15 protein-coding genes are annotated in these 18,135 nt (G+C 48.5%); all 15 read right to left on the minus strand.

The features are described from left to right. Positions 1-14 precede the first annotated feature (14 nt). Positions 15-659 (minus strand): exosortase C-terminal domain/associated protein EpsI, encoded by a 645-nt coding sequence (locus ABFD83_01645; protein ID MEN6355768.1) that lies wholly within the window; start codon positions 657-659, stop codon positions 15-17. Continuing rightward, complete coding sequence (locus tag ABFD83_01650; protein MEN6355769.1) at positions 623-1,495, minus strand: exosortase/archaeosortase family protein; 873 nt, start codon at positions 1,493-1,495, stop codon at positions 623-625. Before ABFD83_01650 ends, ABFD83_01645 begins: the two co-directional genes overlap by 37 nt. A 387-nt stretch (positions 1,496-1,882) precedes the next feature. Further along, positions 1,883-2,578, minus strand: coding sequence for a class I SAM-dependent methyltransferase (locus ABFD83_01655; protein MEN6355770.1), 696 nt, complete (start codon positions 2,576-2,578; stop codon positions 1,883-1,885). A gap of 244 nt (positions 2,579-2,822) precedes the next feature. Continuing rightward, positions 2,823-5,867 (minus strand): hypothetical protein, encoded by a 3,045-nt coding sequence (locus tag ABFD83_01660; protein ID MEN6355771.1) that lies wholly within the window; start codon positions 5,865-5,867, stop codon positions 2,823-2,825. 23 nt (positions 5,868-5,890) lie between these two features. Next, positions 5,891-6,778 carry a glycosyltransferase family 2 protein gene (locus ABFD83_01665; GenBank protein MEN6355772.1) on the minus strand — a complete coding sequence of 296 codons (888 nt, stop codon included), beginning with the start codon at positions 6,776-6,778 and terminating at the stop codon, positions 5,891-5,893. 6 nt (positions 6,779-6,784) lie between these two features. Continuing rightward, complete coding sequence (locus tag ABFD83_01670) at positions 6,785-7,915, minus strand: methyltransferase domain-containing protein (protein ID MEN6355773.1); 1,131 nt, start codon at positions 7,913-7,915, stop codon at positions 6,785-6,787. Further along, positions 7,912-9,360 carry an O-antigen ligase family protein gene (locus tag ABFD83_01675; GenBank protein ID MEN6355774.1) on the minus strand — a complete coding sequence of 483 codons (1,449 nt, stop codon included), beginning with the start codon at positions 9,358-9,360 and terminating at the stop codon, positions 7,912-7,914. Before ABFD83_01675 ends, ABFD83_01670 begins: the two co-directional genes overlap by 4 nt. A 51-nt stretch (positions 9,361-9,411) precedes the next feature. Next, entirely contained in the window at positions 9,412-10,617 is a 1,206-nt protein-coding gene (locus ABFD83_01680; protein MEN6355775.1) for a glycosyltransferase family 4 protein, read from the minus strand. 19 nt (positions 10,618-10,636) lie between these two features. Next, complete coding sequence (locus ABFD83_01685) at positions 10,637-11,224, minus strand: acyltransferase (protein MEN6355776.1); 588 nt, start codon at positions 11,222-11,224, stop codon at positions 10,637-10,639. Between the two features lie 15 nt (positions 11,225-11,239). Continuing rightward, complete coding sequence (locus ABFD83_01690) at positions 11,240-12,361, minus strand: glycosyltransferase family 4 protein (protein ID MEN6355777.1); 1,122 nt, start codon at positions 12,359-12,361, stop codon at positions 11,240-11,242. Next, positions 12,361-13,512 (minus strand): glycosyltransferase family 4 protein, encoded by a 1,152-nt coding sequence (locus tag ABFD83_01695; protein ID MEN6355778.1) that lies wholly within the window; start codon positions 13,510-13,512, stop codon positions 12,361-12,363. The genes ABFD83_01690 and ABFD83_01695 overlap by 1 nt, the downstream gene beginning before the upstream one ends. Next, a complete protein-coding gene (locus ABFD83_01700; GenBank protein MEN6355779.1) occupies positions 13,509-14,507 on the minus strand; it encodes a glycosyltransferase in 999 nt (332 codons plus the stop codon). The genes ABFD83_01695 and ABFD83_01700 overlap by 4 nt, the downstream gene beginning before the upstream one ends. Continuing rightward, positions 14,504-15,751: a glycosyltransferase gene (locus tag ABFD83_01705; GenBank protein ID MEN6355780.1), complete on the minus strand. Its 1,248-nt coding sequence runs from the start codon at positions 15,749-15,751 to the stop codon at positions 14,504-14,506. The genes ABFD83_01700 and ABFD83_01705 overlap by 4 nt, the downstream gene beginning before the upstream one ends. Before the next feature lie 5 nt (positions 15,752-15,756). After that, the gene (locus tag ABFD83_01710; protein MEN6355781.1) at positions 15,757-16,986 is read right to left on the minus strand and encodes a polysaccharide pyruvyl transferase family protein; all 1,230 of its coding nucleotides are present in this window, start codon (positions 16,984-16,986) and stop codon (positions 15,757-15,759) included. Further along, a complete protein-coding gene (locus ABFD83_01715; protein MEN6355782.1) occupies positions 16,983-18,119 on the minus strand; it encodes an acyltransferase in 1,137 nt (378 codons plus the stop codon). The genes ABFD83_01710 and ABFD83_01715 overlap by 4 nt, the downstream gene beginning before the upstream one ends. Between the last annotated feature and the right edge of the window lie 16 nt (positions 18,120-18,135).

The following is an 18,135-nucleotide window of genomic DNA, read 5'->3' on the forward strand; positions in this document are numbered from 1 at the left end:
AGCTTCCTCTTGCACTACTTCATTGCTCGTATCATAGGGTCGGAGGCCGAACGTATGAAGTTTCTGATGTAAGTCATAGTCTCTTCTTCAGAGCCGTAAACACCGCTTGTGACACGGATGAATGACCAACCTTCTTTCGACGGATGCATACGCGCCAGAGCCATCGAAAACTGCTGCTTTGCGAAACTAGATTCTGCGTGCCTGCCTTGAGCCATCCAGTAGACCGATATAACCTTGGAGCGGGTGTTCGTATCCACGGCAACCAGCTTCACAGCCGGGGATTTGTGACCGGCATATGGAACAAGTATGCGTGTCTGAGTGACATTATAGCCAGATCCGCTGAAACACATCTCCGACATGTGCCAGCCGCGCCTGTCTTGACCTTTGTAAACCATCAAAAGGTTTATCTGGTTGCCGTAATCATCAACATAATCGCGTATAAGGAAATCCTTTTTAACTACCAGCCAGCCCTCCAATGCATCTTTTGTCGGCTCGACATCAGGACCATCCGCACGCCAGACTCCGATATGCCTTGGCACTGACGCAAGGTCGGCACTAACCGGCAGCACGGGAGGTTTGCTCCGCGCCCAGTACGTAATGCCGGTCGATATAACGAGCAATATCAGGACGAGGCAGTAGTTCGGCGTGCGCTTAGCCATTCAAACCCCCAGTTGATCACGAAAAGCAATATAATAGCCACCAGAAACAAGATTGGGCTGGACCAATCGTGATATATATGCATCGCATTCTCCCAACCCCACTGGTAACCGACCAGAGCAATAGTAGTAATACGAACTATATTCGCCGCGAGAGCAATCGGAAGCGACAGTGCAAAGAGTGTCCACTTAAGTGCAGGCCGCAGACGCGTCAGATAGGCAAAGACCGCACTCACACCAACAAGCGCGACAAGTGAACTCATACCACTACAGGCCGGAGCCACTTCAAACTGGTAACCTTCGACCGATATCTGGATGCCCGCACGAGAGACATCAAGCCCGAGGAAACTGAGTATGTGGGCAGTCGATCCGCTGGCAAGAAGCTGCATCGGCAACCCCACACGGTCGATCAGCCCACCAGGCACAGGGATCATAAAGACCATATAAGCAAGCGGAAATGCCATCAGCTTGAGAAGCCCCTTGCCATGAAAATAAAGGCATCCGCCGATCAGCACGATTATTATTGATACGCCGGACGGACCCGACAGGTCCAGGAGTGTGCCTGACAGGTGTAATAACAGCCCAATGAGAATAAGCACAAGCCCCCATATAGATGGCGACTTTGTGAGCCCTGCAGTATCCGGCCACTTCTTCCATACAAAATAACCGGATACGAGTGGTACCAGAAATCCCAGGCTGTACTGTGCATCTTCTATCCATTTATCACGCAAATAGCCCAGTGTCGGGATATACATTATGACGGCAGCCGCTATAATCACGAAAACCCATGCACGCGCTCGCCGATCATGCCCTTTGCCGATGCCATCGATAGTTGACATATTGTTGACTCCAAATCGCCTGCCGCTTGTATTGGAATTATACTAAATAGACTAATATACCTTCTGATATTCAGTGAATAATTCCATATTGCGTCATCAAGCCGTTAGTCTTCGTTTCTCGTGTTGTCGCTCAACATCTGCCACTTTTCGCTGAGGCATTTCTTTTCTGTAATATGCCACGAAAGCACGGTAAACAAGAGAGTATCAGATCGAAAAGCAGCATTCAAAGCGAAACGTTTATGGGATCAGGAAGGGAATTTGTCACAAATACACACGTTAACACATTGGAATCATGCTGCAACAATGTGCCGAAGCATTTGCAGACCTATGCTCACGAAAATAGCCGACAAACGGCAAATCCTAACCGGCGGACCGAGCACAAATGCCCTAAGCATCTATGTTTTTTCGAGCAACGACTGCAATAATGTCTCTGAAATTCAGCTTAATGAACCCTGAGGCACGAGGTTCACGGGAAAGATTTTCATCGTGACTAGCCGAACCGGCATTACCAGTCAGCCGTCTTAGCCATCCCAATAAATGCTCCGCAGTCATCAGCCTTGACGGATACCACAAATCAACAGGTAAAAAACCACTGTCCTCAAGAGCCTTTTCCAGCGTTCGGCGATTAAAGAAATTAAGATGGTCTTTCACAAAGTGCCTGTGATATCCCCTGAAGAGCTTAGCCGCAAAAACACTTAAGTTAGGAACCTCAATCACCACTATTCCACCAGGTTTAAGCAGACTGTTGATTATACGCAACTCGCGCACAGGATCGACTAAATGCTCAAACACCTGAAAACTGGTAATTACATCAAAACTACCCTGTTCGAATGTATCCTCGCTTAAAGTATTAGTGACTACATTCAGTCCATAATGACTACGGGCATAAATTGATGGCCCCAGTAACGGTTCGACACCCTGACAAGTCCAACCAGCTTGGCCGGCAACATCCAGGAACACTCCGCAAAAACACCCAATGTCAAGCAGCCGACCGGGAGGCGAAATTGTGCAGCTTATTCTCTGCAAAGCAGACTGAGCGTTTTTTCTCTTCGCGTACTCCTCACTCATATAATTGCTGATCAATGACTTTTCCCACTGTGTAAGGTGGGAAAGGTCTGAACTATTCAGTAGATCTATTGGCTGCCCACTAAGAACAGGTCCATCTTCAATTAGTGCTTTAGTATCTTCTATTGGGCATATAAAAAGAAAGTCACAAGATGCACATTTCACCAAAGGGCCAGGTGACTTCTTTGAACGGTAAAGCTGCATATAGTCGGTAGACCCACAAAGTGGACAACATTGTCTGTTCATAATCTCCCTTTACACTTCAGTGCACAACCGCACTGAATGTTCTTGTTCCGGTCTGTTGAGCCGGTAAATAATCAATAACCCAACTTACATATCCTGTCTGCGCGTTCAACGTGCCGCCGGATTTTTCTGCGCTTCCAGAAACGTAGTCCATTTCAGCCGGAACTCGAGCAGAAATCGTTACATTGTGTGCGTCAGTTGACCCACTGTTTGTATATTCTACAGTGATGGTAACAGCCTGACCTGGAATAACTTGCGCCGACGGCACGATCACTCGCAAGTCGATCTTGGCCGGCTTGAGATATATCTTATAGGCCGCATCCGAAACCAGGCTGTCGACATGAATTGTTATGTTTCCATCACTGCACGTATAAGCACCCGTGGAATCGATTGCGCCGGTGGATGTATTCCACTTCTCGATGACATATTCCCCGTTCTTAAAACCGGATATCGTGACATCACCCGTCGCTTGAGCGACACTTACTCCGTCCACTACATTCTTCCAGTTGTATGGGATATTATCGACCCATATGTGGGCGCAGTTGTTTGTAAGGTCTTTTTGACCAATCGCGCGGATGCTGGTATTCGAAACACTGGCCGATGCATCCACGTAATGGGAATTTGCCAAAGGAATGCCTGAAATGAAGCTTTGGAACGCCCTAAAATAGTTCCACTTGTTCTTTCTGGATATGTTGTCATTCCAATAATAGAGCATAGTTGGGCACTGCGCGCCGCAGTGGGCCCATATCATTTTCTTCAGGTGAATGACATCAAGATCGTCGACCAAGTGCTGATTCTCATCATCAAAGGTGTAGCCTTTATATGGCGAGCCAAGTTCATTAGTGCCATCAATTCCCGTCTCGCCCCACACACAAGGCTTCGAGATTCTGCCGGCATAGCTACGCAACAGCCTGCCGAATTTTAAGGTTGCCGCGGCAGTATCATTATCGATGCGCTCAGACTCGAAGCCGCCGTCAAAAAACAGATTCTCACCAGTGGTCTCATCTATAAATTCGATGTCGTCAATCCAAAAGTGGCTTGAACCTGAAGCCTGCCTTGTACACATCGGATATATCGTTGCAGTATTTGCCGCTGAAGCAGGAACAATACCCTTCTGAGTAAAGCATGTCCAGCTATAGGTTCCATAATCCGCTGATATCCAGGTCTGTGCAACAAAATCATTTTCGTGATATGCTTTTGACCAGACCAGATATATGCCTGGATGCACTGTGTTTATGGGATTTGAGACATTGTCAGCCTTGGCCCAAAAACGGACTGTGTAGCTGTGCGAAGGATTAATGCCGACATGATACGCTCCACCGGGCAAGTATTGAAACACACCAGGACCAGTGCTCGGTTGAGGGGTTAGTTTGAGTGATTGCACACCATTGTGATGCTCAGCGGCATCGAATTCTATTGTTCCCGCACTACTGGATGAGGGCAAAGCAGATATCCCGTCCAAAGCGCCATACACTCGTGGACCGTGGCTGAAGACTCGAGGACCTATGTACTCGTGACAATCCAGGTAATCACAGGAAGACGATTTCCAAAACTCCATCGGGATGGAGTGCCAAAATGATGTTGCACACAGAGACTTGTTGGGACTAATCGAGTGAACAAAGTCGGCCATTGCATTTGCGGCATCATAGTGGCTAGCATCGAATGGGTCTCCCTCATTGCAAAACTCCCATGAGTGCATGGACGCATAACAACTCCAGCGGGCAACCATATACCGCCACCAGGCTTTCTGCAGCCAGCGTGAAGGATGGGTTGTTGAGGCATACACATTGCTGACGGAATAAGACCCGGTTGTGCCGTCAGGATTTATGCAGCCGAGTGTATAATCAGCCTTTTCCAGCATTACCGCCTTAATGTAGACTCCGTCATTTTTGGCGGCTGAGTATATGTGGTCTATTTTCCATGCGTTTATTTGATCCACATAGTTCTGAGCGTCGAAATCCCCCTTGGACAGATAGTCACCAGACCAGGTCACTCCACCGTCCGTTGACTTCTTGAGGGAAATATCGTCAAAATAGGCGATCCCCGCAGACCCTTCATTGCGGCAGCCGATCGAAATTTGAGCACTTGATGCAGGTGTGTAATCCAAAGTGATCGTCTGCCAGTCATTATCGCCGGTAAGATTGGTGCTCTTTACGTTATTGATGTAGAAGTATGCACCGGTCCCGGTAATGCCCGATGTGCGGATATGACCTGTGAGTCTGTATAACGCGCCGCTGCCAAGGTATACTCTCTGAAATGTATTCGCCCCCGCAGCCACACTTGCGCAATATCTGTCTGAAGGCTTAAACCCACCTGTGTTCGACAGGGATAGACAGAAGTTCCATATCGCGTTCCAGCTTGATAACCCGAACGGTGTCTGCCACTGAATGTTCGTAAACATAACACGCACTATCTTTACATCGTTGTCACCACACGTCTGAAGCAATGAATCGGCGAGGTATGTTGTCTTGATGTCAGGCAAGTTCATTCCTGGTCCCGAGAGCACTGTGCCGTCAGACAAACAAAAATACCGCGGGTCCATCTCGCTCACTTGAACAAGGCCGTGGTTAGTTGATGATACACATACAAACGAGGATTCACTGCTGATGGTGGTACCGCCGGAGTCGGTAACGCGAATTTTACACTTCCACGTTCCGGTTATAGTAGGTGCAAACCTTATAAGCCACAATGGACTGCCGACCGGGGTTATGGACTCATCCAGAAAGTTGGAGCCATCGCCGGTAACCAACTGTCGTTCGCAATCCTGATAATAGAAACCAGGCACTACAATGGTCGTAGCCCAGTCGTCATTTGAAAAAAGACCGTCGACAGTAACTCCTGCCTTTGCATTGATTCCCGCAGGAGGAGATTCATCGTATGGCCAATATGGATTGGTAGCCGTAGTATCAATCTCTGCCGACAACTCAATAACATCATACAGGCCAACACTCTCGGTCGACAGTTGCAAATTGTGCACAGATGGAGTGCAGTGAGCCGGTGTTGATACTATTAGACCAATCAATAATACGAAAAGAACCTGGCAGCAACGCATTATTGCTTTCATATATACACTCCCTCCCATAAAGCCTACAGCCGTACAGTTTCCTTTAGCAAACCGAAAATCGACCTTGGGCGTCGCAAATCACCGGATAAAGCCGAACGCAAGCCGACAGCGCAGAGTAACACCCCGGTCCTCAGCATCAGTAAAAACTTGAATGCAGAAGCATAAACCCTGCCGTAATGACGCCGCATAAAGTTTGTCTTGCTCCTATAGAGCTGCACCAGCATTTTATCTGCCATCTGCCTAGTGCTCTGCCCGCCGAAGTGAGTAATGGTAAGACCCGGCCAATGACAAATCCTCCAGCCTCGTCTTCTAATTCTGTAACACCAATCGGTCTCCTCGGAATACATAAAGTATCCCTCATCCATTGAGCCAACCTGCTCAATACAAGCACGTCTTAGCGTCATGCACTGCCCGCCAATCCATTTGGTATCAAAGGTCTCGTCCACAGATCGATTATAAATGAGTTTGTAGGCCGCCAAACGCATCGATTCCGGCAGCAACTCCCAACAGATAGATGGATAATAATCATACCAGTTCTGCTGCAAACTGCCGTCAGCATTTAGGCAATGACAACCGGCCACTCCAATCGACGGGTTATTGCGTAGAAAATTGACCACACTCTCAAGGCTTGACTGAACAATAGTATCAGAATTAAGCAACATAAAGAAGTCGCCACTCGAAATGCCGTATGCCTGATTGTTTGCAGACGCAAACCCGACATTAGAGTGATTTACTATAACTTTTACCTCCGGATAACGATTCGAGACCATCTCGACGGAACCGTCGGAAGATGCATTGTCAACAACGATGACCTCAAAATCGATCGACCCGGCATGACTATATACGGATTTCAGGCAGGCGTCCAAAATGTCGCGTGTATTCCAACTGACTATCGAAATAGACAGATCCATAGTACTTTAACACCTGCCGGCAGAGCCTAGATTTGATGGCAATCTTGTACCTGTAAGTACATAATATGGTGATACGGCCAACGCAGACCGGTTGTTCATCAACGTTATAGCTTTATTAAGCAGTCCGCATAGTGCCCGCCTGGCCGGATTTGACCCAAGCCTCCAGTAACCGCACAAAACATCAAACTCAAAGCCCTGCGAAACAAGGGTTTTGCCAAGTTCATACGGGTCCATCAGATGCTCCGCCCAATTTCCACTATAGGGGTCACATGTATTGGTGGGATGCTGCAGCCCGTTAGGCATCTTGCCGGTATCCAAAAGATTGTCCACCGCTGCTTTTATGTCATCCATCGCCAGTCCGCGAGTCCGACGCGCCAATACCGCCAGTTTGCTATCATCCATGGTACGGTCGAGTTGGGTCAGATATGTCTTGATAATGGACTCGCGCTCACGAACAAATGCCTTTGAACAATCAGCATCTCTTAACCCAGGATCAGGATCGCGATCATAGTTTTCAACCCGGTGTTGATGCTTCATCAGCCTGCGCCGAACCAACCAATTGAACGGATTTGCACCGGTTGCCATAACAAAACGAATGAAGCCGTCAGTAAGATGGCAGCACTCACAGAGAAAACTCTCGATGTCATATATATGCTCGATGACCTCATTCGATATCAATACGCAATATTCCGGTCTTATATTGCGTAAAACACCGGCCAGTTGGTCGATGTCTCCGCACACATATTGATCCGCACGCAAGCCGACAGCGTCCGCAATAGTCTGAGCGTCACGACAAGACTCATCGCAAATGTCATTGTAAATCACGTTGCCGAAACCAATGCTTTTGGCAAGCAGCGAGGTAATCCCCGTGCCGCCACCGTGGTCGACAAACGACATTCGCTCAATTTGATCCTCCACACCCGCCGATGCTAAAGCAATCTCATAGGTAAAACGCATGACCCGCTCGTCATAGTTCCGCACATACTCGGAAAAGCTCTCAGAGCAGTATCCAGAAACGGGCAACTCCGATAAATTCAAAGAGCACAGCGTACCCTTCAGTTCATCGGCAGCATTTTCAATTCGAGAAAGTGCTGCGTCCGATATTGGATATATTAAATTGTCGTAGAAGTATTTCATAAGCACTCCGAACCTGACGTACCCGCCAGCCGTACGTGCGCCACGGCCAGTCCCCATATCAGCCAAGAATAAACCGTCGTCGAGAAAGTGATCAAACCACCGTTATGATATGTCGGGATGATGTAATCTCCCAAAATCGCAGCTGCTGAAATGCCGACCATCTGCCCCATTGCTGCCAGAATATACGCCCTGGAAAAAGAATCTGAGATCCTGTGATAATTCTTTTTCAGCCAGAGAAACCCCTGCACCAGGATGCCCAAAAACAGAACGGTGCCCGGAATGCCGGTCTCCGCCAGGTGCTGAGAATACGTGCCATGTGCGGAAGAGTAAGTTGTTGTACCCCATTTCTCTCCATAGTAAAAAGAATTGTAAGTGCGGTAATTGCCCAAGCCGACACCCAAAGGAAATGTAGTGGCATATTTCATTGCACTATTCATCAGGCTGAAGCGGTCAAAATCGCCCTCGGTTTTAGATTGCTCCACAACATTTGCATGCAGAAATGGCCATGCAACCAGTATAATGATTGAGACGCATACTGCTGTCACGTAAAACAACTTACGGTTGCTTAGAAACACTACAGTCCCCAACGCCGCCAACATAGCAAGCCATCCTGATACCCAGGATATTCCGAGCACAACAACGATGACAATCGACAATGCCACAACAGCCAGGCAGCCAATTCGTTTCGCATTCCACTGCCGTGTATGTAAAGCCACAGCACAACAATAGCTGGCTGTCATTACAATTAATAGAGATGACCATGGAGCCTCGAGCGGTATGCGGTTGCCGATTGCGGTGTTAAAAAGATTGTAGCTACAAGCGGCAATTAGAGACAGAGTGATTATTCTCAACCACTTGCGATTGCTGACTGATGTGGCGATCATAATCAGTGCGCCGGCACTCAAAACATGCAAACCAAGTTCGATTACATTCACCTGGGGTTTCTGAAACATCTTATTGACATGCACATCCCAAAACAAAAGCGAATTCACCACATTCAGCACGCAATATGCCAAATAGAGCGCCATCGGCACATAAAAGCCGGATGATATGCGCATTTTGGGCAATGATCTCAGGAAATATTTGCCTGCCCATACCACAAGCAAAAAGCCCAGCATGATTTCGCTGATGAACACCCCTTTGCCCACACCTGAACCACCAACAGCCAGGTCCGGCGTCTCGCCCCATGGAATAAATGCGACCAAAACGTACAGTGCAATAGCAGCCTCAAAATGCCATGCAGTCACAAATACAAGGACCGCTCCAAAAATGGCTGCCGCAACATAATACAAATTGACAGCGGCTGTAAATAACCCTAAGAACACCCCAAATAATAGTATAACAAGAGTATTCCGCGTTACCGCAGATATGCGCTCCGGGGTCCACTGCTGTTCTTCTCGGAAGCCGCCTGATTCCTGACGGGTTTCTGTCTTTTTATATTTCATATTTTACAATGATTTCTCAATAATGAACCAAACAAGGTGATGTGCAGCCCACTACAAAATAGGTTGTTCCATGTTTTTGTGAACCATAGAGTCAATTAAGTTGCAAAAACGTTCACCAACCGCTGACCACGAATAGTTCTCCTCAATAAGTCGGCGTGCGTTGGCAGAAAGCATAGACGATAATGAATGATCCGAGCGAAGTCTCGCAATGGCGCACGCAAAATCCTCGGCAGTATCGGCAATAAGCAGATGTTGACCGTTCTCAACACACAAGCCCTCCGCTCCGACAGAAGTAGACACGACAGGAATCCCTGCAGCCATTGCCTCAAGTATTTTTATGCGGCTTCCACCGCCTTCTCTGAGTGGAACAATGCACATCTGGCTGCGCCGAAGTGGAAAGCGTATATCGTCAACATATCCGGTCAGCTCCACTCCGGGGCAATCTGCTATCTGCCCTACCCCCTCAGACGGCAATTTGCCCGTAACATGCAGCATAACACCAGGAGATAGCCTAGACACTATGGGATATATCTCTTGAACATAATAGCTCACAGCATCCCGGTTCGCACCATAAGTCAGCGCGCCATTATATATCATATAGCCGTCGATAGGCTCACGTTCGTTTGGGGAATAATGGAAGTGGTCTATAGCATTTTGAAGCACAATTCCCATTTTGCTGGACTGATAGCATTCGGCTATCAACTTCTTCTCCTGCTCGGAGACACACGTATACGCATCACAGCGTGCGAGCAGATCGCTTACACAGTACCGCCACTTATAGTAGCGGGCAAGCCAGCTTATACGCGCTAAGAGCCCACCATTGCGGCATTGACCGTGCAGCCAACCCACTTCAAGCTCCTCGAAAAGCACAGGGCAATCGACTCTATGAGGCACATAATCCATTGCCACAAACTGAGATGCCACAATAATGTCCGGCCTAAGAGTCTCAATGCAGCGCGCCACACTCTCTTCCATACGCTTATCTCGCGAGCTCACCATAAAACTGGGCCTCAGAGAAAACAGCCCTTTGAGGCGGACAAGACGGCCTGAAGGATACCAGTGGTTTCTGTGACACGAGACTACATCACAGACATCCGACAGGTATCGAATATCGTTCTCCCGCGAATCGTCCTGAAGTACCGAGATCAGTGATACATTGTGATGCCGCGAAAGCGCCTTTATCAAATTGTAGACTCGTATCCGAGCCCCATTATCCTGAGGATACGGAAACCAGGTCGAGATAAACAGTATATTCAATAAGTCTCCGTGCGCCGTATCAATGAAATGCCTTCGCGCAGTTGAGTTCGTACTTGAGATCACGACATCGCTCGCCGATCTTTCGTGCAGGAACTCCACCAACTATCTCATATTCAGCCACATCTTTTGACACCACAGCACCTGCTGCAATACCAGCCCCCTCACCTACATCTACTGCAGGCAAAATCATTGCTCTAGAACCGGTGAACACATAATCGTGCAACACCACAGGACCACCCTTGCCGCCGAAGTGTGGACACTTCGGGTCGTGCTGTAAAGTAAATATAGCAGTCTCGCCAGCTATATTTACATTATTGCCTATCGTTATCCCTTCTCTGGCGTCTAAGAAACAGTGATCACCTATAACACAGTGATCGCCGATCACGATATTCCACGGCTGATAGAAACGACAGCCGAAGTGGATATAACTCTTCTTGCCTATCTTGATGCGGAACACATACCTGTAAAAAAACAACCTGGCGTGGTGGCTCGGAACATAGCCGATTAAATCGCAAGCGAATTCCACTCCGTCCAGCACCAGCCATCCTGCTTTACGTAGCATTGAGTGTCTTTTACAGAACGCCACAGACCAATCTTTTAGTTTCATCAAAGCCATCCTAAGTCAAGTTCCAGGCTGCAGAATCGATCGATAGAGTGAAAGCGTTGAGGACATCATCTTGTCAAGACTGAAAGATGACATCGCACGTTTATATCCAGCGTTCCCGAGAACAGTCATTCTCTCGCGTGAACCGATCAAATCCGCCAGTGCTGCATACAATGCCTCGGGGTCACGCGGACTAACCAGCACACCGGTCCTGCCATCGTCAACTGCTTCTCGAACGCCTCCAACATCAGTAGCTACAACCGGCTTGCCCGCCATCATCGCTTCTACAATTGTAAACGGAAAGCTCTCAAAAAGTGATGGAAGAACGAACACATCGAACACGCTCATCAAATCGCGTGAATCACTCCGCCAGCCGCAAAATCGAACGCTGTCAGATATTCCCAGATCGGCTGCCATATCTTTCAGTTCATTTGACTGACTGCCGTCACCCACCAAACACCAGACTATGCGGGCCGATGTGCGCTGCCGGAGCAACCTGAGCGCGCGTAAAAGATAAGCCAAGCCTTTTTGGTTCTCAAGGCGCGCAACAGTGCCCAAAACAATGTCATTACTGTTGATCGACAACTCCTCACGCAGCCTGGCGACCACCTCTGGACAGGTAATATGTTCCTCGACACCATTATATACTGTTGTGATTTTGGACTCCGGCAATCCTCGCCCAATTAGAAATGCGCGCGCTGACTCACACACTGTTATTATGTGGTGCGCATATCGCAAGCTGACTCTGTCCATGATTGTTTCTTTTGCCGTATGTGCTATTGTTGGAAGGTGAGTAGTAACAATGATCTTGCTTCTCCCCGCCATTCTTGCAGCAATGATGTCTGCTGTGGAAGCACACGGATGACACAAGTTGAAGTGCAAAATGTCGGTCTGCACCTTTCGATAGAATCGTAAAGAACGAATTATATCTGCAGGCTTGACGGCAAATCCGTTTGTAGGTAGATTCTTGACCCCAATGTGATCCGGGACAGGCCGTATTGCAGGTGAGTCTGGACCTCCAGGCAGATATACGGCTCTTACACACTCACCCAAACCCCGTGCAAGCATATAGAGATACCGCTCGGCGCCGCCATATTCGTGCGTATTTGCTATCAAGCTGACAGACATCGCCTCGTTCATCAAAGACCTGCCGCATCTTCCAAGATACTTCGCAACTGGGCGATGGACTTATCCCAACTCCAGTTATTTGCAACACTCTCGCGTCCGGCTTTGCCCATCGAATCAGCCAAGTCAGGATCACGAACAAGTCTTTCGACGTATCCTCCAAACTCATCAGGGTCACGCTCTGCAAGAAAACCGTCGACGCCATGCGTAATTGTTTCGCGCACCCCACCCTCGCAAATGCCGACTACAGGAGTTCCGCAAGACATTGACTCCAATGGCACCAGCCCGAACGGCTCAAGCACGGGCGCATAGACAGTGCAAATCGCAGAATTATATAATCCGACAAGGCTGTCATCGGTTATATCCGAGTGAAAAGTGATCCTCACTCCTAACGCCTCGGCCTTTGCACATAGTTCAGCTTCATATGGATCATACGGAGCATACACAATATGCAATCTTGGCCGGTTACACTCATCTATGCGTGCCAGGCTCTCAATAATAAACTCGTGTCCCTTAAGCATAGAAAGCCGACCGACCGATAACACATAATTTTGTTTTTCTTGCCCTGTTGGGTGAAACAGAGCCGAGTCTATGCCGAGATAATTCACTTTGGCGTTCACTCCATAAGTACTCAGCATATATTCTCTGGTGTAATATGAGTTGCACAGCACTGTGTTTGCCGAAGTTAACGCAGCATACTCATTTTGCACAGCAGCCCTTGTGTAGAGCATTCTGGCCGGATCTTTGTATGAAGGGTGAGGGCCGCCTGCCAACAGCGCCTCGTGCATCGCTCGGAACGGCTCGTCGGCGTAATATACAACCGGGGTTTTCAAGAATCTCAACAGCGCCGGAGTTTGAGTTATTCGACAGATGCGTGCAAAGACGACATCATAACCGCCAGCGTCTATGTCCGCTGCAATCTGCCTGCACGACTTTGCCATTTCGGCCAGATTATGAATATTGACCAAGCCGTTAAGCCTGCCAAACGGCGAATGAAAAATCCGCCGCAGTTTCACGGGATAATAATGAACTTTAGCAGCAATAGAACAGCTCGTATCCGAGTTTGTGTATATATCAGTGACACAATCTCCCAGACGGGTAAACTGCTCCATAGCAGCCCGATAAGCTCCTCCGTGCATCAGATTGTGATATGCTGCCACTCTCATGACGTATTACTCTTACACTTTCTTGATCCGTCCACACAGCCGGAAGGCAACCCAACACTCAAACCCAAAGCCAGCTTTATTGCATTCTTCCATACGTGAGGCTCAGTTTTCCACATTAGCGGATCATGCAGCAGAGCACGACACAACAACGCAACCCTATTGCACCTAGATATGCCGACCGGTGCATAGGCCGTGGTGACAAGTGCTGATGCAAGAACCAGCCTAGTGGCTCGGCGAATGAAGTCCGACCTGACTGGATCATCGGCAACCATTTTGAGCGTCTTTTCAGAAAGGCGCTTGACGCTGTCAAACATAACCTGCAGACGTCTGTGGCTCAGGTTCGCTGCGTGAACGCGATAACTAGACCTGACTGCCGGAAACCTTTCCACACAGCCGCTGTAAGCCAACCGCATCCATAGATCCGCATCTTCAACAAACACTAAACCGGTGTCAAAATGCCCAACTCTGTCCAGAGCAGGCTTTCGCACGACAACAGTAGAAGTCTGAATAAAACATCGCAGAAACAGTTGACAGACCAGGTCGCCAGTCTGATCAATATCCGGAATAACTCTTCCATCTTTAATAAAACACCGGTCTGCCACAGCCGCATCAGGTATCAAGTTGCCGTGCTCATCGATGCATTCGTAGTCCGTATAGGCCATCTGTAAGTCAGGAATGCGGTTGAACATATCCATCTGATCAGATAACTTTGTCTGATGCCAAACATCATCCGCGTCCAAAAAAGCTATTATATCCCCATGTGAGGCATCTATGCCGACATTTCGTGCAATTGACGGATGCCCACTGTTTTCAGTACGTATATACCGAACCCGCTCACCATACGAACGAACGATATTCGGGGTATCATCCACCGAACCATCATCAATTACGATTATTTCCTGTGGAGCAAGCGTCTGATTCAGTGCCGAGTCAATCGAATGGCGGATAAACCTCTCGCAGTTATATACCGGTATTATAACGCTGATGCCGCTCATGCCGGCACCTCATGCTCCGCGGACATATCCCTAAGCTTTGACAGATAAGTCTCAATCTCGATCTGGTACGGCAGAGGCACACTTTTGGAGCACGGGCTCATCACCAAAGCCGCAGCAGACCGCATTGCGCTGACAAACACGCCGCGATCCACATGACATATGCCACCGGACATTACCAAATTGACGAATGCACGTACAGCCGTACGATAATCGCCCACGCCGCGGCAAGCATGCACTGCGGCGCCCCAAAACATACCGCTCCATACTCTAACCGATTCATGCCCACCCAATGAATTGACTAAGTGTACACAGTTCTTCAACCATCCGGCTCTGGTGCGATAGTCACTAAGGGAATAGACATCAGCCAAAGCACAACCAACAAATGCACTGCGGACGGCATTGTCGTCACACAATTCCGCTGATCGTTCGATTGCGACCTTAATCCACTCAGTCGCAATTTCCATCTTGCAATACGCTGCCCTGGCAGCATATGCCGCATATGAAAAAAGCTCTGCCTCAAGTCTGTTACTATTATCGAGTTCCGAGCGTCTAAGCCGCGTCTTCTCTATCACCGCAAGGCTTCCTTTCAGCAAAGCAGGCAAGTTGTTTATGCTCTGATCCGAGTGAATCCGCACTGCCGAGACCGGAACCTGAACACTGCAAAACGGCCCAAGTTCGGAAACGCGAATCCAAAAATCCCAATCTTCCGAAAATGAGAGCGAAGGGTCAAATCCGCCTGTCCTGTCAAACTCAGTGCGCCTCATCAGCATGGACACCGCGGTCAGAGGACAACTCAATAAGAGATCGTCACTGAAATTCTTAACCACCGGTTCGTCGCTCTGATTTAACAGATCGTGTGGAGTCAGCAAATGGTTTCTTTCATCCATATGAACGTCCGACCCGTACACCAGAACCACATCCGGAAACCGATCCATCAGATCGACTTGCATAGCCAGTTTGTGCGGCAGCCAAACATCATCCGAATCGAGAAACGAGACAAACTCGCCGTTTGATGCATTCACACCGTTGTTTCTCGCCATGGAACGTTCCTGGTTCACCTGACGGATATATCTTATACGCGGGTCGGAAAATGATGCAACGACATCGGGCGTATTATCTGTCGAGCCGTCATCAACCACAATCAACTCGAAATCCTGATAGGTCTGGTCGAGCACGCTTTGTATTGCCTGACGCAGCATTCGAGCTCTATTGTATGTAGGTATAATAACACTGACTCTGCTCATAGTAGTCATTCAGCATTAACCAGGGCCGCCAAATACTCACCCGCCATAAGAGCGCGCCGCTTCATTTCGGGGACCACGGTAATAAGCCTGCCCTTAACATCATTCTCCGCTTGAAGCAGGTCCGACATCAATGACGACAGACCTCGCGGTGTCAACTCAGACACTGGAACAACCCAGTCGGTTGAGCCAAAAAGATCTTTGTTTATTCCAATAGACTTGGTGCTGTATGAAATGGAGAGTGTCGGAACACAGGTCGAAAAAGCGGCAATCGTTGCATGTGTCCGGGCTCCTACAAACGCGCGCATCCGTGAGATCAGCCATTTATATTCCGACGCACACAGCCCTTGCGGAGCCAGCATTATTTGATCAGTCGGTTCTCCCAGACCCTGGAGAACTGCTTCCATAAACGCATAGTCATCGTTTCCTGACTGCATCACATGAGGAATCAGCAGTATTGGCCCCATATCTGCGGATATGAGTGACTTAATACATTCTTGGGCTGTTGACAGCCAAGCATCGTAACTCAAACCCACACACTTGCCCAACAAGGGACTGATATTAACGCCAATAGGCTGCCGGTCGATAAACTCAAGAAGCTGTGATGACAACTCAGGGCAAGATGGCAGCAGTAGAAAAGCAGGGTCTGCCATAAGTTTCACGCGGTCACCCAGTCCCAGTTTGCAGAGGTAATCGAATGTGACACTCTCTCTGGCAAGGATCAATCCAAACCTGCCCAAATGCCGGGCAATTGTCTCCTCAAATGACGAATCTGTCGAAAACGGACCTACGCTTGCACCCCACAGCACAACGGGTATCCCCGAATCAAGCATGACTTTGTCCAAAGCCATGTGATGTAACGGTTTTCCATAGTCGAGCGTGTAGTTGTCGCCTCCTATCTGCAATGCGCACAATGCATTTCGGGTAGCCTGAAATTCGACACGGAAACCCAAAGCATTCTGCCAAACTGGCGAAGCTCGATGGATCACTCTATAGCGCCACCAATCAGCATCAAACCGCTTGAACCATGAATCGTTATGAGGTTTGTGAACAATCCTTTTATCCGATTCATTTCTTGCGTCAGCCAGGCAGTCAGCATCCCCAAAGCTGCTCAACACAAATTGTGTGCGTGGGAATGACCTAGACAATATCTCAACTGTGCCGCGAACGATGGCCTCACATCCGCGGTTCGAATAGGGCCCATTGCCTACCAGCAGAACGCATTTGTGTGTCATCATTTTGTTTTTGCCCCAAACAGTGAAGTGCTGAGCGATGGGAACAACGTATCTCTGATACTAAGCATCGGAATTTCCACTAGCCTGGCAACCACGATTCCCCAAACCACACTGCCAATTACATATATGAAAAACGACTGCCAATAACCGCCTATTCCATAAAACCTCCCGATTTTTGGAAGCCACCAGGCAAGGAGAGAAGCATGCCAAATATATATGGGATAGGAGCACGTCCCAATATATGCCAGTGGGCCAACGACCGCTGTGAGAAACTTCGGGCATTCTGCAAGTTCACAAACAAAATAGATGAGAACACCACCAAATCCAAGATATACCAGGGTGTGACCAACAGAATACATAAATGGCACATGCACCGGAAAGATCGCACTCGTTGAAAGCAAGGCGAGGCCACAGACCACAATAATATACCGATATCTATGAACCACATCAAGCGTAGCTTGCCTGTGAAAGTAGTAGTAATATGAAAACCACACGCCGAACATGAGAGCGTCCATTCGCAAGTGAGTGGGCATTGAATGTATCTTGGGATCATACGGCAATGCCATAATTCTTTGGACCCTCATAAGAATACACGCAACAGCCACCACAGCGTATATCCACCTAATGGCTCCAAAAATATCGGTGTTTGCCGCACTCCTCCGCGCACGCCAATATACGTATAATCCCAAAAGTATATAGAAATGCTCTTCCACCCCGAGTGACCAAGTGTGCCACCACAATTGCGCTCCATAATTCTGTACAAAAAGCGTCTCGCAAAGCACTGCGCTCCACCTGAACGGAAGAGAACCGTCTAAATGCAGCATGTAGTGAACCAGCACGGTAGCCAATACGAATATGTAGAATACGGGATATATTTTGAACGCCCGGCGGATGAAGAAACGTTTGAGACGGACATTACCATTTTTCTTATATTCATTAAATAACAAGCCCGACACCAGAAAGCCACTCAGCACGAAAAACATATCCACTGCTACCCATGCGCTCATCTTCCAGACTTTCTGAAGCTGGTATACAAAAAACGGCCCATGCCCTGGCTTCGGCACCCAGTGCGCACCCAGCACCAGAAATACCGCTATGCCTCGAAATGTATCCAAGTGCCACATACGTTTCTTCATATGCAATCCCCAAGGC

The sequence above is a fragment of the Armatimonadota bacterium genome, from assembly GCA_039679645.1.
GTDB lineage: Bacteria > Armatimonadota > UBA5829 > UBA5829 > UBA5829 > UBA5829.